Source organism: Pseudoalteromonas sp. McH1-42 (genome assembly GCF_022347845.1).
In the GTDB taxonomy this organism is placed as follows: domain Bacteria; phylum Pseudomonadota; class Gammaproteobacteria; order Enterobacterales; family Alteromonadaceae; genus Pseudoalteromonas; species Pseudoalteromonas rubra_D.
In genome coordinates, this window is sequence record NZ_JAKRFU010000005.1 from 61,709 (window position 1) to 77,153 (window position 15,445).

At 48.0% G+C, this 15,445-nt stretch carries 12 protein-coding genes; 6 read left to right on the top strand and 6 right to left on the bottom strand.

Going from position 1 to position 15,445, the window contains the following annotated elements:
- Positions 1 to 114 precede the first annotated feature (114 nt).
- Both glf and MHN31_RS05555 read left to right on the top strand, forming a co-directional pair.
- Positions 115 to 1,233, top strand: a complete 1,119-nt coding sequence (glf, locus tag MHN31_RS05550) for a UDP-galactopyranose mutase (RefSeq protein ID WP_239443681.1) — start codon at positions 115 to 117, stop codon at positions 1,231 to 1,233.
- Between the two features lie 4 nt (positions 1,234 to 1,237).
- The gene (locus MHN31_RS05555) at positions 1,238 to 2,260 is read left to right on the top strand and encodes a hypothetical protein (RefSeq protein ID WP_239443682.1); all 1,023 of its coding nucleotides are present in this window, start codon (positions 1,238 to 1,240) and stop codon (positions 2,258 to 2,260) included.
- 66 nt (positions 2,261 to 2,326) lie between these two features.
- Here MHN31_RS05555 and MHN31_RS05565 read toward each other — a convergent pair whose 3' ends face one another.
- Together MHN31_RS05565 and MHN31_RS05570 are read right to left on the bottom strand one after the other, a co-directional pair.
- A complete protein-coding gene (locus tag MHN31_RS05565) occupies positions 2,327 to 4,897 on the bottom strand; it encodes a reprolysin-like metallopeptidase (protein WP_275446751.1) in 2,571 nt (856 codons plus the stop codon).
- Positions 4,898 to 5,111: 214 nt separating this feature from the next.
- Positions 5,112 to 5,519, bottom strand: a complete 408-nt coding sequence (locus MHN31_RS05570) for a hypothetical protein (RefSeq protein WP_239443683.1) — start codon at positions 5,517 to 5,519, stop codon at positions 5,112 to 5,114.
- A gap of 480 nt (positions 5,520 to 5,999) precedes the next feature.
- On the opposite strand from MHN31_RS05570, the gene MHN31_RS05575 reads away from it, so the two are divergent.
- The 4 genes from MHN31_RS05575 (at position 6,000) to MHN31_RS05590 (ending at position 11,106) form a co-directional block, all read left to right on the top strand.
- Positions 6,000 to 6,752, top strand: a complete 753-nt coding sequence (locus MHN31_RS05575; RefSeq protein WP_239443684.1) for a transporter substrate-binding domain-containing protein — start codon at positions 6,000 to 6,002, stop codon at positions 6,750 to 6,752.
- A gap of 373 nt (positions 6,753 to 7,125) precedes the next feature.
- Positions 7,126 to 8,757: a trypsin-like serine protease gene (locus MHN31_RS05580; protein ID WP_239443685.1), complete on the top strand. Its 1,632-nt coding sequence runs from the start codon at positions 7,126 to 7,128 to the stop codon at positions 8,755 to 8,757.
- 58 nt (positions 8,758 to 8,815) lie between these two features.
- The gene (locus MHN31_RS05585) at positions 8,816 to 10,030 is read left to right on the top strand and encodes a hypothetical protein (RefSeq protein ID WP_138538451.1); all 1,215 of its coding nucleotides are present in this window, start codon (positions 8,816 to 8,818) and stop codon (positions 10,028 to 10,030) included.
- A 65-nt stretch (positions 10,031 to 10,095) separates the two neighbouring features.
- Positions 10,096 to 11,106 (top strand): tetratricopeptide repeat protein, encoded by a 1,011-nt coding sequence (locus tag MHN31_RS05590; RefSeq protein ID WP_239443686.1) that lies wholly within the window; start codon positions 10,096 to 10,098, stop codon positions 11,104 to 11,106.
- 14 nt (positions 11,107 to 11,120) lie between these two features.
- On the opposite strand, the gene MHN31_RS05595 is transcribed toward MHN31_RS05590, so the two are convergent.
- Genes MHN31_RS05595 through MHN31_RS05610 form a run of 4 tightly spaced genes read right to left on the bottom strand, consistent with a single transcriptional unit; the run spans position 11,121 to position 15,322 of the window.
- The gene (locus tag MHN31_RS05595) at positions 11,121 to 11,798 is read right to left on the bottom strand and encodes a response regulator (protein WP_239443687.1); all 678 of its coding nucleotides are present in this window, start codon (positions 11,796 to 11,798) and stop codon (positions 11,121 to 11,123) included.
- On the bottom strand, positions 11,798 to 13,237 hold the full coding sequence (locus tag MHN31_RS05600) for an ATP-binding protein (protein WP_239443688.1): 1,440 nt from the start codon (positions 13,235 to 13,237) through the stop codon (positions 11,798 to 11,800). The genes MHN31_RS05595 and MHN31_RS05600 overlap by 1 nt, the downstream gene beginning before the upstream one ends.
- 29 nt (positions 13,238 to 13,266) lie before the next feature.
- Entirely contained in the window at positions 13,267 to 13,770 is a 504-nt protein-coding gene (locus tag MHN31_RS05605) for a hypothetical protein (protein ID WP_194868636.1), read from the bottom strand.
- A gap of 16 nt (positions 13,771 to 13,786) precedes the next feature.
- The gene (locus MHN31_RS05610; RefSeq protein WP_239443689.1) at positions 13,787 to 15,322 is read right to left on the bottom strand and encodes a YHYH protein; all 1,536 of its coding nucleotides are present in this window, start codon (positions 15,320 to 15,322) and stop codon (positions 13,787 to 13,789) included.
- Positions 15,323 to 15,445 lie beyond the last annotated feature (123 nt).

The following is a 15,445-nucleotide window of genomic DNA, read 5'->3' on the forward strand; positions in this document are numbered from 1 at the left end:
TATTGGGCACTAATTTGTTACTTTACACCATGATGAATAATCATTTCTTCACTTTTTCTGATATAGTTTTGCGCTTACGATAGAGCCATGAACGATTCACAAAGGCAAATTTTAATGAATGAAGCTCAATACGATTACTTGATTGTCGGTGCAGGCCTGTTTGGTGCTGTATTCGCTAGAGAAGCAACTGATCAGGGCAAAAAAGTCCTGGTGATAGATAAGCGCGACCATACCGGTGGTAATATCTACTGTGAACAGGTTGAAGGGATTAACGTGCACAAGTACGGTGCGCATATTTTTCATACCAGCAATCAGCAGGTGTGGGATTACGTAAATCGTTATGTGACATTCAATCATTATGTCAACTCGCCCGTTGCTAGACACGAAGACAAGCTTTATAACCTGCCTTTTAATATGAATACTTTTTATCAGTTGTGGGGCGTTACTACACCACAACAGGCAAAAGAGAAAATTGCTGAAGCGCGTGCGCCTTATGCTGATCTGACTCCACAAAATCTGGAAGAGCAGGCATTATATCTGGGTGGACGCGATCTGTACGAAAAGCTCATTAAAGGGTATACCGAAAAGCAATGGGGTCGACCGGCCACTGAGATCCCGGCATTTATCATCAAACGTCTGCCGTTCAGGTTCACTTTCGACAACAACTACTTTAATGACCGTTATCAGGGGATCCCCATCGGCGGTTACAATGCCCTGACTGATGCTTTGTTTGAAGGTGTGGAAGTCAGAACTGGCGTGAACTACTTTGAAGATGCTGAAAACCTCAACAAGCTGGCAGATAAAGTGCTGTATACAGGTAAAATTGATGAGTTCTTTGGCTGTCAGTTTGGCAAGCTAGAATATCGCAGCCTGCATTTTGAAACAGAGGTGCTGGATGAGGAAAACTATCAGGGCAATGCTGTGGTGAACTACACAGAGCGCGATGTGCCTTATACGCGTATTCTGGAGCATAAGCATTTTGAATTTGGTACACAGGAAAAAACCGTTGTTACCAAAGAATATCCGCATGAGTTCAGTAAAGACAACGAACCTTATTACCCCATTAACGACGAAACCAATAATGCGCTGTTAGCACGCTATCAGGAGTTGGCAAAAACAGCCCCTTACGCTGATAAGTTTATTTTTGGTGGTCGTCTTGCCGACTACAAATACTATGATATGGACGACACCATAGAAGCAGCACTGGCATTAACCAGCAAGGAATTGGCATAACATCATGAGTCGTAAAGTTTATATCGCAAGAAACTACCGTTCTAAGTTCGATGCGGCCGGTAAGGCAAAGATGGACTGTGAGACCATTCTACAGAACAACGGTTGGCAAAATATCGGCTTTAAACAGACCTGGATTGCAAATTCAATACTGGGTACGCTGATCAGTGCACTGGGCGTGAGTTGGGCGCTGTTGAGACTGAAGTCCGGTAGCACGGTGTGCCTGCAGTATCCGTTTAACAAATTTTATGGTTACTGCTTGTGGGGCGCAAAACTGAAAAACAGTAAAGTGCTGACCCTGGTGCACGACGTGCGTAGCCTCAAAGGTAAGTACGGCCACTCAGAAAAAGAAATTAACATGCTGAATAAATCAGACCAGCTGATCGTGCATAACGACAAAATGCGGGCCTGGTTTGAAGAGCAGAACATACAGGCTGATATTGCCAACATCGAAGCGTTTGACTATCTGCATACCGATAACCCGAATGCTCACCGTACGCCAACGGACTATGAGCAAATTCGGGTCGTGTTTGCTGGTAACATGGGTCCATTTGTGTATGAGCTGGATGCGCTGGAGCGCGGCAACTTCAAGTTTGATCTATATGGTGTTGGTTATGATGAGAAGAAAGTCAAAAACATCAACAATACGATACTGGACTACAAAGGCTGTTTTCCATCAGACAAAGTGATTGATCATATTGATGGGGACTTTGGCCTGGTGTGGTATGGCAATACACTGGATACCTGTGATGGTGTGACGGGTCAGTACCTTAAGTACAACAATCCGCATAAATTGTCTCTGTATTTGTTGTGTGATATGCCGATCATCATCTGGGACAAAGCAGCAATGGCTGATTTTGTTGAGGAGCAGGGGATAGGTTTTAAAGTCAGTTCGTTGCGTGACATTAAAACCCGCCTTGCGGAGCTGACACCAGAGCAAATCGATCAGATGAAGGAGAATGTTCAAAGAGTTAAAGCGGATGTGCAGTCGGGTCAGTATCTGACTCGTGCTTTGGACAGGCTGGTTTAACGGACGTTCCGGCTCATAACCATGGCCAGGTGGCAGGCTTACTGTGCCAGCCCCTGGCCTGAATGCTTAGCGGCGTCGTCTGCGCAGCAGCAACAATCCACTCAGTAGTGCCCAAGGGCTGAATGAGCCTGAGCTGCCATCGTCTTTATCATCGTCTCCATTATCCGGATTGGGATCCGCTTTAACGGTCACTGTTACGCTTGCATAGTCGCTGCCCCCTTGTCCATCTGCGATATCATAGCGAAAGACTTCAGTGCCGGAAAAATCATCTTGTGGTGTATACACTAACTGATTATTGCTTATGGTCACCTGGCCTGCACCACGATAATCCACGCTGCTTATCTTCAGCGCATCACCATCCACATCCCGGTCGTTGTCGAGTACAGTGAACGCATTATTTTTCGATGCAAAGTCAACGCTGTATGTATCGCTATTAGCCTCAGGTGCATCATTGACAGGCATTACTGTGACTGTGAGTGTGTAAGGCGCACTGGTGAGTGTGCCGCTGGTTACCGTTACCGGCACACTGAGTTCGCCATGGAAGTGGGCTGTGGGGGCGAGTGTGGTACCGGTGACCTGATAGTTTTCACCATCAGCCAGAGTGATTGCGTCTATGGTCATTGTTTGCGCCAGGATCAGATCATCCGGTTTTATCTGCAAGCTGCCATCTTCGTCAAGGCTGAGCGACTTTTGCCCTGTGATCTCAGGCGTTGTGTCACCGGCGGACTCAGTATTGATACTGAAGTCACCCTGGTTGATTGCGAAGAAGATGTTGTCATGACATTTGACCTGAATGCGGGCTTGCTCGGTGCGAATATTGCCGAGCTTTACTTCATACTGACCAGAGTTAGGTACTTGCTTAGCCAGCTCGGTGGCAAATGTCTGGCCGCCATCTGCGGAAAGTAAAATATCCACGTTTTTGCAGGCAACCGGGGCATTTTCTGTGTCGGCAGTGTGCCATTTCACCAACTGTGTGTTGCCTCGCCATTGGCTTGACCCGTCTGGTAAGGTCACGGCAAAGCCTTTTTCATTGCCAATTACGGCGATTTTGACGGCATCATCACTTACGCCGCCATGGCCATCTCTGACAACCAGACGAAAGTTAAGCGCTCTGGTCGTGGTGGCATAGGCTTCGCCAAAACTTGGGTGACCTGACAATATATCTGCCATTTTTGGCAATGTGCGTTGTGGCGTGCTGTTTGGGTTAAAGGTCCTGAACAGCGGCCTATTACCATCATCAATGCTGTCCTGAGCTTTGTCAGCAGAAGCTTCACCTAGGTCAAATTGTTGCCAACTGTAGCTGAGAGTGTCCTGCTCTTTGTCTGTTGCTGTGCCGCTTAAAGTAAAGGGAGTACGTGCCGGAATAGTGCGATCTGCGCCGGCGTTCACTTGTGGTTTGGCATTGTCGCGCTCACTATGAACCCCACAGCTTTTACCCGATGATAGCCGGGCATAGCGATTCATTTGGTCCAGAGAATGGATATGGAAATAAGGATCGGAATTGGCTTGCAGATCCTGCTCATCGCAAATGCCAGTGTAACCCATGATGGTTGATCCACTGGCCGGTTCATAGGCACTGCCTGGAGCGCGGTTGCCACCACAAGCACCCGCCTCGCCATTAAAGGTGTGATCGGCGCCCAGTTGGTGGCCTATTTCGTGCGCAACATAGTCGATATGAAAGGCGTCATTGGTGGGCTCCTCGCTGCCGGTGATCCCTTCCGCTTTGAGTTCGGTGCAAACAACTTCGAATCCGGCAAGACCGCCACCCCCTGTACCAACCAGGTGACCAATGTCATAGCTATCGGCACCAATCAGGGTATTGATTTGCTCACTTATTTTATCTATGTCTTCGTCTGTATTGTTGAAAGGATCTGTATTCGGGTCGATAAAAAGCAATTTGTCATTGTCGCCAACCAGTTCAAATTTAATCGCCAGATCGCGCTCGTAAACGTCGTTAATCCGATTGACCATAGTGACGATGGCCGCCAATGTTGTTTCTTTGCTACCGCCATGAAAACGGGCGTATTCACCTGTGGTAGCGATAGCAATGCGATAGGTTATCTGAGAGTTTGGCAGCGTGTCGGCATCATTGTTCTGTGCGAGCTGTGCCAGGCGGTCATGCATCTGAGTATGTCGATGTTGTTTACGTGGAGCGTGTTGTTTCAGTGTCTTTTTGCCTGTGGGCTGACTGCTGCCAGTGTAGCTGCGGTAGTGGTGTTGTCCTGCGCGTGGTTGAGGGTCCAGGTAGACACGTTGCCCCTGATAGTTGAAGACACCAAAGAAGCCGTTTGGCCCCAGATCAAATCGTCCGTAGTGCATCGGGTTGTCCTTTTGATGACCGCTGAATGTTTTGATCTGTGGGAACCTGCTTGCCAGTTCTGGCGCCATGACTTGGTTTGGCTTGAGCACAAACTCAACCAGCTTGCCATCTGGCAGAGGGAGCATCAGAGAGGTTGTTTGTGTGCCACTCAATGAACTGAGCTGCGCGTGCAGCGCACTTTGATCCAACTGGTATTGGCTTTGATGATTGTGTGGTTTGGCATGGTGTTGGTCAACGCTTTGCCAAATCGGAGAATCCGCGATTGCATACGTACAGGCGACGTGTGACAGGGCCAGTGCAATTAGGTGTTTTTTCATAATCGTATCCCATTGATGAATTCCAATAGGACTGTAGCGTTTTGTTGCTGGTGGCTGGGTATCTGATTGTCTGCCTTTTGTATCCGGGCTGATACATAGTGCTTGGTACGTAAACGAACAAGGCCGCACGTCTGCGGCCTGAAGTCTGAATCAGAATCCCGCTTTCCTTGCTGGATTACTGAGTGAAAGCGTAACGCTGTTTGGCCTTTATGCCTTAGTACACAGTGACATAATTGACGTTGACTGTTCCTTCGTGAAAGAGCTGGTTGAACTGATGATATTCTACGTCGATTTTAACCATGGCATAGTCGGTTTCCAGTGAGTAATCACCGCCTACTGAACGTGAGAAGGTGCATTCAGCTTGTGCGTACAGATACACAGAGGACGCAGGCTGTACAAAGTAGTTCAGTACATGCTGGTTGCATGACTGAAGTTCGTATCCTGCATCCAGAAGCTGACCTTTGATCTCCTGATACTGACGGCCATATTCAATAACTTCATCAACGCTGCTGTATCCAGCCCGGGTCGGTGCATGTTCTGTTTGGACAACAGAGGAGGTGGCATTTGCAAGTGCAGTTGTGCTGGCCAGAGAGAGTAAAGAAACAAGTAACGCATTTTTCATAAATAAACTTCCTTTTTGCTATAAAGCGCTGAGATCAGACGTAATAAATTTAGGGTAACCTTTTGCCTTAGATCACAGCAGATGACAATGACGCGGTGCTTATCACCGCGCCTTTGAACTCATGGTGGTACATTATCATGAAACTTATGTTTCGATAAATAGACGAAATAAAGAAAGTTTTATTTATATATTTTTATTTTTGTGCAAATTCCATTCAAATTAACCTCGATTATTGATTTTTTCTGAAAGTAAGCGTGTACTCACTATTGTTTTGTTTTATATGTATGAATATTTTCATATTGCTAGTTCTTTTTTCTTATTCAGATAACTTAAATATCCGATGTTTGGATAACAATTTGTTTATATTCCTTTGCCTAAGCGTGTTGCTTAACTAAGCTTAAGATCTGTTTTGAGCGAAAGCGTAAATGATGAATAAAGATGTCAATCAAAATAATCAGGTACTGAATCCGGCTGGTTGTGATGCCTAGAGTCAACCACTGTGTTGTGCTGATTTTATGTATTGTACTGAGCGCAGGCGCACAGGCTGCGCGGTATTCTGTTCTGGTGTACCACGGCGCGAATCCTCCTTATAACTATCTGGATGGCAGAGAGCAGGCCGGTATATTTAAGGACATGTTTACCCGCCTTGGTGAACTGACTGGGCACGAGTTTGAGTTTGTGCCACTGTCTGTTGCGCGCGGGCATAAATCGTTTGAGTCGGGTGAAATTGATATTGAGCCGGGGGTAAACCCCAGTTGGCGAAAAAGCTCCCGAGTACCGGGTATTTATAGTATTGACTATGCGTTTTCTCGAGAGGTGGTGCTGGGTCGTTCAGAAGCACGCGCTTATAAGCAACCCGAGTCTTTTTACGGCAAAGTGATGGGACGCGTACGCGGTTATCGGTATGGGCCGTTTGAGCGTCATTTTGGGGCTGGGAAAATCGCGGTATATGACAATATTTCTGAGCGAGAGCTATTGGTGCAGCTGGCTCATACCCGGCTGGATTATATCATGATTGGCGATGTAACAGCGGCCTACTATATTGCATCAATCCCGGCTTACCGAGGCTTTAAGGAAGTCTACGAGATAAGCAAGTTGCCGGTTGCTATGCGCATTCAGCCAAAACATGCTGAGCTAAAGCAAGAACTTGATCAGGCACTGAAGTTCATGATGGAGCAAGGCGAAATCAGCCAAATTTACCGTAAATACGGCATCAACATGCTGCCTTTCTGACTCATATTTATCGGCCTCTATCTTTGGGTACATATGTAAATGACACTCCTGGGACTGTTTCGTCTTGCTCATGGTGAATTTATGTCAAAATTAAGTCAATCAGTCCGTGTTTTTCTAGTTTAAGTCTTTGTTATTTAAAACGTTCCAAACTTACTGAAGTGCTTTTTCCTAAATAATTATGAAATAAATTTCGCGTTTAACTGTAAAACATCTGTTACATTTAAGTGTTTAAAATACAAACTAATGATGAGGAAGTGACTAAATTTTTAACTGGTCCATCCAGTTGTTTTTTTCATCATGGGCATTGATCTTTGTGTGTATCTCAGATTATTTCTAGATTGCTTTTTGAGCAATAACCATACAAGGATACAACATGAAAATTACACTTTTGGCTGCTGCTGTATTGTCACTTTCAGCAACCGCCGTCTCTGCGAATACACAACAATCGGGCCTGCCTGATATCACTCCTAGTGTCGTGGGTGGCATTGAAACTCCAGCTTATTCAAGGCCATATCAAGTTGCATTATTGATGAATGGCCGTCAGGGCTGTGGTGGTACACTGTTGAGTGAAAATTGGGTACTGACCGCGGCACACTGTCTGGACAATGCTTCAACAGCTAGCCTGACTGTCCGTGTTGGTGCGCATTCAATCAGTCGCGGCGATGGCGATACTTTGCGTGTATCTCAGATTATCATGCATGAGAACTGGCGTGGTGCGAACGGCATTCGCTCCGGTTATGATATTGCGGTACTGCGCCTGGCAACGCCAGCCGCAAGCAAATACACCCCGGCTAAGTTACCAACACAGTCCATTGCGGATCAGTATGCCGGCGTTGGCGCTTACCCGACGGTATCAGGTTGGGGATTAACCTCTAATCGTGGTCGTCCGAGCGATGTGCTGCGCGAAGCTCAGCTACCTGTGATTTCTAACGCAAGTTGTAGCAGCCAGCTGAACTTTAACATCCCTGGCTCCGTCATTTGTGGTGGCGGCGAAGGCGGTCGTTCAGCCTGTAATGGTGACAGTGGTGGCCCTTATGCGGTCCGTGTTGGCAACGATTTCTACAGCATAGGTACTGTGAGCTGGGGTATTGCCTGCTCTGGTGCGACGGCATTTACTCGTACAACCAGCTACCTGGACTGGATTGAGCGTAAAACGGGTTTGAGCCCGGATAATCCGACGGATGAAAAACCAGTTGCTGATTTCAGTGCGTCGGTTTCTGGCATGACAGTGAGCTTTGCGAATCGCGCGACGGATGACAATAGCATCACAGCTTATGACTGGAACTTTGGTGATGGCAATCGCTCAAGCGCAGCAAACCCACGTCATACCTATGCCGCTGATGGTAGTTACAATGTGACGCTTACCGTGACAGATACTGCGCAGCAAACAGCTACTGTGTCTCAGGTCGTGTCTGTTGGCGAGCCGCCTGTTTGTGACGTATCTCCCTGGGATCGCGCTACTTCTTATGCTTTAGGTGAGAAAGTGTCTTATCAGGGCAATATCTATGAGGCTATCTGGTGGTCTTCTGGTGCCCAACCAGACCTATACCCGAATGTCTGGAAGAAATTGGATAGTTGCGGTGGTAATGGCGATCCGGCACCGGTTGCAGGCTTTACTGTGGCTAAGTCAGGCCTGAGTGTTACTTTGACTAATACCAGTACAGATAACGGACAAATCGTGTCAAATCAGTGGCAGTTTGGCGATGGTCAGAGCGCATCACAACCTTCGGTAACGCACACCTATGCGGCAGCGGGCACCTACACAATCCGCCTGACTGTGACAGATGATCAGGGTCAAAGCAGCACCCTTTCAAAAGAGGTGACGGTTGGCGGTGACAGCAACTGTCAGGGTATTCCTAGCTGGAGTCCTAGCACAGTGTACAACACAGGTGATCTGGTTGCTAAAGGTGGTCAGGTATATGAAGCCCAGTGGTGGGTGCAGGGTGAAGATCCAGCCCAGTCAGGTCCCTGGGGTCCATGGAAATCTGTAGGCACCTGTAACTAGTCGCTTTTTTGCTCAGTCCCGGGTAATCTATCAGAAATTAAACGGTAAACAGAAGATCATGGGACTGAGTCATCAGGCGCATAGCGAACTACGCAGGCTGGGCGAGCGTGTAAAAAAAGTGCTCACGGCGATAATGCGGGCGATGCCCGCACAAGCACAAACCATCGGCGGATTTGCTCGTCATATTGGGTGTCATCGCTCAACCAGCCAGCGTTTATTTAATGCATACAAGGCCAAGTCTGGCGAACAGGTGCTCTACCATTTACCCGGGCAACAGGCGCTGAGCCTGCTGGGTGAGCAGCTATCAGGGCACATTCCCTGTGATTTGATAGTGCAGTGGCGTCAGGTGAGTGAGCGCTTTTCTGCAACCATTCCTCAGTATGCAAGAAGTCATGCAGAACTAAAACGACTACTGGATAACCGGCAAGAGGACAAAGTGAAAGCACGGGATGTCAATCTCTCTGGTCAGGACAAGCGGGCTCAGCTGTATTATGCGGCCAAGTCGCTGCTTGGTATGAGTATGGAGGAGATTTTCTGTGCCTATGTACTAACCCGAGGCAAGGGCCGCGAGGGTTTTTTGCAGGAAGTAGCTATGATCAGCAAATCGCAGATCAAGCGTGAGACCGGTGCCGCACCTTTCGTTCAGTTTTACACGCATCCTCACAATGATGATTTCATCGCCCCTTTGAACATAGACGCCAATTGTCGTGTTGAATCAAAGCGCTTTAGTATCGGCATTGCGCAAGAGCTATCAACACCTGGGTTACACCAGGCATTTGCCAGCTATTCACCCGGTAACAGCGGGTTGGTATTTGACCCTGTTGCGGGCCATGACCGCTTTGATGCAACCTTTATTTTTAATAACCCTGATGAGCTGGTTGACCCGTTAAGTCATGACAGTCAATGTAGCTCCACCAGTATTTCGATTAAAAATCCGGCCAAAAAGTTGCGCTTACTTGTGTTGATAGAAAAGCAGCTGGATCGCCACAGTTGCGTGAATGTCGGTTGTTATCATGGCAACCAAAAAGTGGAAGAAGGGAAGCTCAGTGTGGAAGACATGTGGACCGAACGTCTGCCAGAATTTCCAGAACTACGCTTGATTGACTTAAATGCCGGTGCGCAGGCATTACACTGGGATACTGTACAACAGCAAAAGCTCGACTATCTATTTCGCTACGCCAGCTTGGATCCTAGCAACTACCGATGTTATCTGATGGAAGTGGATTATCCAATCTGGTCCAGCACTTATCGTATTTACTTCGAACATCAGTGAGTGACTTTGAACAATTGCTGGGTGCATTCTATAGTTTCAGGAGATAGGCAAAAGCGGAACGGGTGATGTTACGAGCGATGATTGGCCTGTGGATGATGCTGTTCCCGGTGGCATTATGGGCTGCTACACCCAGTGAGGTGATTGATAAACTTCAAGAAGCCGAAGACTACTTGACGGTAGACCCGGCAACTACCTTAGTGCTACTGGAGCAGGTTGATAATGCTCAGCAACTTCCTACCTCTTTGTTTTTACGTTGGCACTTTATTCGCATGCGTGCCGCCGTGCCGACCCATCAATTGGCACAGATGGAATATTCCCTGGAGGCTGTTTTTTCCCACCATAGTCACCCCTATTTTATCGAAAAACTACCCACCGCATTGAGTGCATTGGGGATTTGGTTGCGTCGCCATAATTACCTTAATGATGCGAGACAAAGCCTGGAATGCGCCTATAAATATGCCCAGTCAGAACAGCAGAAGCTGGTACTTACTAATAGTTTGGCATTGGTTTCTCGTCAGCTTGGCGATTATGCCAAAGCAAGACGGTTGTATGGCAGAGCCATGAATATTGCAGATAAGGCCGGCATTACATCAAAAAATGGCATTATCAATAATAACCTAGGGATCATAGCGTTAGAGCTGGGTGAGGTTACTGAAGCAGAGGTGCAGTTTCGAAAAGCGCTTGCCAGTTATCAGGAAATAGATAAACGATCCGGGCAGATCTCCGCGGGTGTAAATTTGTTATTTGCTTTTATTATCCAGGAGCAATTGTTGAATTATCAGCGTTTATACGGACCTACCTCCAGGCTGACCGCATCCTTCCCCAACGAAACTAAGCAGGCCATGTTACTGTGGGTTAATGCCCGGTTTATGCAACTAGAAGGTCACCCGGTTAGTCAGCAGAGTAAAAACAGTCTTAAATTGGCATATACCCAGCTTCAGGATGATAATATACGCCGTCTGGTATTCCAGCACCTGGCAAAGCCACTGGGTGTTGATGTTAATCTGCCCAAGCCGGTGGTCGTCAGACAGTTCGAGCGTAGCTGGTATGACGTGGTTAAAGCTTGTGACTGGTAAGCATGCCACTGGCATTACCCCGCAAATTTATACCCTACACCATAGACAGATGTGATGGGGGTCTGGTCGGGTGCAATGGTGCTGAGTTTTTTTCGAATATTTTTGACATGGGTATCTATGTTGCGGTCGACAATATCGTCACTATTGGGGTAAAGCTGTTCAATAAGCTGGGCACGAGAAAAGACCTGTTGTGGATGACTAAGCAGCAAAGTCAATAACTTAAACTCGCTGGGAGTCAACTCCAGCGGCTGAGCCCGATAACTGGCAGTGAACTGAGCTGGGCTGATAATGAAGTCTCCCACTTTGAGCTCGTCTTGTTGTTTAGGTGAAAAGCGACGCAGTACCGCCTTAACTCTTGCCATAACCTCCCGGGGGCTGAAAGGTTTGCAGATATAGTCATCTGCCCCCAACTCCAGGCCGAGCAATCGATCAATTTCATCTTTTTTGGCGGTGATCATGATCATAGGTATGTCGCTGAATTGACGGACCTGACGACAAATACTCAGCCCGTCTTCACCTGGTAACATCAGATCCAGCAGCACAAGATCGACCTGATTGTGTTGCAGGAATGCGACCACACCATCACCACGTTCCAGGTGCGTGACGTTATATCCTGCGGCTCTGGCATAGGCGATAAGTACCTCGGCAATATTGGCTTCGTCTTCTACAATCAGCAAATGCAACTTGTTCATTATGGGTTCTCTTGTGGTTGACAGGGCAAGCTGAGGGTGACACAGAGCCCGCCCAGCGATGAATCACTCAGTGCAATGTTACCCTGGTGCGCTTCTATTATGGTTTTGCATAAAGCTAGTCCGAGTCCGCTACCACCATACAGGCGGCTTCGTGATGGTTCGACCCGATAGAAGCGCTCAAATAACCTGACTTTTTGCTCGTCAGAAACACCCGGAGCCGAATCTTCGATACGGATGATCACCCGGCTGGCCTCATGGGCTATGACTATCCTTATCTGCCCACCGCTATCCGTGTAGCGGCGGGCATTTTCTATCAGGTTAGAGAATAGCTGGCACAGGCGCTCTTTATCTGCAATGACTTCTCGAGGTGAGAGCGTCATGGCGTGTGTCAGTGCGGTCGTATCCAAAGTGATAGCGCGTTCTGCAATTTTACTCTCAAGCCCCTGAATAGTTTGCATAAGAAGCGGCAGAGGATCAATCGCGGCCATGGTGTAGCGATAACCGCCAACATCTGCACTGGTCAGCTGATAGAGATCGTCAACCAGCCGACTGAGGTTATCGACCTCGCTTAGTAACAGTGCTGTTTTATCGGCATCCATGGTAAAGACGCCATCTTCGATAGCTGTCAGTTGAGTTTTCAGTACGGTTAGTGGTGTGCGTAACTCATGGGAAGTATCGGACATCCATTGACGTCGACTTTTCTCATTATCTTCGAGGATCTGTGCCAGCTTATCAATGCGCCTTGCCAGTATCGCCAGTTCATCACTACCCATTTGATTCGCCCTGCTGCTGAAGTCTCCCTGCATCAGTTTATCTGTGCACTTCATCAGTCGTTGAATGGGTTTGCTGAGTTGTTTTGAGACAAACCACGCCATCAGGAGTGCCAGTAGCAGTGCCGATAAGGCAATCCACAGATAATTGTTGAGTTGCTGGAAAATAAACTCGTCGTTGCTTATCTGTTTACTGGCCGTTGTCTCACTGACGTGGGCAGGGTCCCAGCCAAGCCAGCCAATGAGCTGGCCATCGAGCTTCAGAGCTTGCTGGTAGCGATTGCTTTGTAATGTGGGCTTACCTTCAATGCGTTGTTTGTTGTGGTCATACAGGCTGATCCGTCGGCCCGTGTCGAAGTAGCGGCGGTCACTATGTTGGGCTGGATTAAATATCTTATCACGGCGACCATCACGGTTTTGTCGTACCTGTTCCGGTTTCATCAGCTGCTGCCACAAACGACGATTGTGGCGTAAATTTTGCCAGCTGCCTTCACGCTGATAAAAAGCCAGCAAGCGGGTACGGGTTTGCTCAACATGACTTTGTTCACTGCGCTCAACCAGGGTCGCAAAGTCGCTGGTCAGGCTGCCTGCCGTTAATCCCAGCTGGATTGCAATGATTGCCAGGTTGGTGAGCACGATGGCCAGAAACAGTTTGGCAAAAAGGTTCAAATGTGGCTCCTGTAATCCTATGTGCGTCGTCAATTAAAGGTAATGAGTGCCGTTTTTCCGGCTGCCAGCATGCGATATTGTGGTCTTGTTACGTTGAGATGAACCGTACCCAGTGAGGGGGGGAGTGTCAGGCTTACCTGTTCAATTTCCAGACCTTTGCTGCGGTGCAGACCTTCCAGAACCAACTCTGTCTGCCCTGTATGGTGAGCCAGAGTGTGCAGGCTTTTCAGCTGCAAGGCAACTATGGTGTTGTTGAGGTGCAACACTGTGTTGTTTTCAATCAGGCTTTTAATAAAGGCCTGTTGCTGTGGAGGGGTCAGGTTGGTTGCCATCACCGCATTGGTGTCACCCAGCATCCAGGCTGCCGGGTCCTGAAGGGCCTGAAACCAGTGCTGCATATCAATGTGTAAACGCAGCTCTGCCTGACCATCTCTCAGGGTGAGCCTGGCTTTATTGCTGTCTATATTGTGTGCAATAGCAGCGTCGATCTGACTCAGCACACCCATTAATAGCAGGCAGAATAGGTATTTCATATGGGGTTACCTCTTTTTATCGGCACAAGGTGCCAGTTTCAACGATCCCGCCATTGCTGACCGTTTTTTGTTCAAACAGATAACAGTTTTCCTGTCCACTGATTGGGGTGTAGTTGACATAGTACTGTGTGCCTTGATGCGTATAGGTCATGCTTCGAGTACCATCCGCCAGAATGGTATGTTGCAGGTTACTGACACCGCCTTGTGGTGGCGTCAGATTTGCGCGCATCTGGGGGTTATCGCTACTTAAAGGAGCAACACGCGGAAGGATCTGGGTATTCACTTCACCCATTAAACATTGAAATACATAGGGAGCCTGATCTGACGTATGATATCGGTAACCATATTCACTATCTGTCTGGCCATGACATAAATCCAGCGTACCTTCGGCAATTTCACTGCCGTCCGGATTGTTATGCCCAAACAAAGGGTAGCCATCATAGCCCCAGCCCAGAATGGCATCATCGCCCTGGTTTTGCATAGCGGCAATCATACAGGTCGGCGCCGCATGGTAGTGGTAGTCATCCCCACGCCCGGCGTGGCCACCACAGTTGTCGAGCTGCCCAAGTGCCTTGGTATCTACTTTAGGGTCGTACTGATACAGGTCTAGCTCGCCTTGAGCTGAATAATCATAAATAGGCACTCCGTTTACCGCGACTCCGAGTGCCGCATCGATAGTGGTGGGAGTGCCACTTAATTGCCGGTCAAGCGGAATGGGTGCTGCATACCCGGGCGCTGGCACAGGGATCTGTTCATTGCTGCCAGTGATGCCATTCATAAGATCATGATCCGGGTAAGTATCGGATGTGATATAGGCATACTCATTGTCACAGGTGACAGCAACATCGTTGAATCCTGCGTTGCTGACAGACTGTTGTACCTGCTCACAGGCGCTGAGTGCGACATCAGGAAAGCGGTTTACGCTTACCGTTAAAGTAGCCGTATCCAGAGTCAGAGAATCGATGGCGTTTAGAAAAGTGTCCCTGTCTACCGTTATATTCTGAGCCAGAGATGGGCTGTCAGACAGTGCGTACAGAGTAAAAGTGAAGAAGTGCTGGCCCGGAGCTTGCGGACAGGGCGGAGCGTAAGCTTGCTCGTTATTCACACTGTTATTGCCAAGGGTACCGATTGAGGCACCGGCTGCCATCGTTTGTATATCGCCATTGATATTGTAAACCAACCAATGTTGCTCGTTTGCTGCAGTGGCCATGCTGATAGCGTACTCTTGCGTATTGGCTGGTGCGCCTGTCCAGTTCAGTGGTGGTGACAGGTTATCACCATCACAGGTGTAGCTGGTCGGCAAGGCCTCTTGGTTGTTGAACGCCGGGCTGGTCAGACTGAATGTGGAGGGCTGTGTTGTGTCATCAGCTGAGTCGCCACTTGTGTCGCCTTGGTTGTCACTTGTGTCGCCTTGGCTGTCATTTGTGTCGTTTTGCGCATTATTAGTGGTATCCGATGATGTATCGGTTTGCGTTGTTTCAGCTGAGTCCGATGAACCTGAACCACAGGCTGCCAGCAGGCTACATAATATGATTAAGAATAGTTGTTTCATGCAAACCTCAAAGTGGCTGTTGTTCTATTACTTAGTCTAGATGGCAAATGTGGGGATAAAATAGTGTAATTAGAATTTTTTTAGTGTTTATAAATTAATTGGTTACGTTCATAGCAACATGCT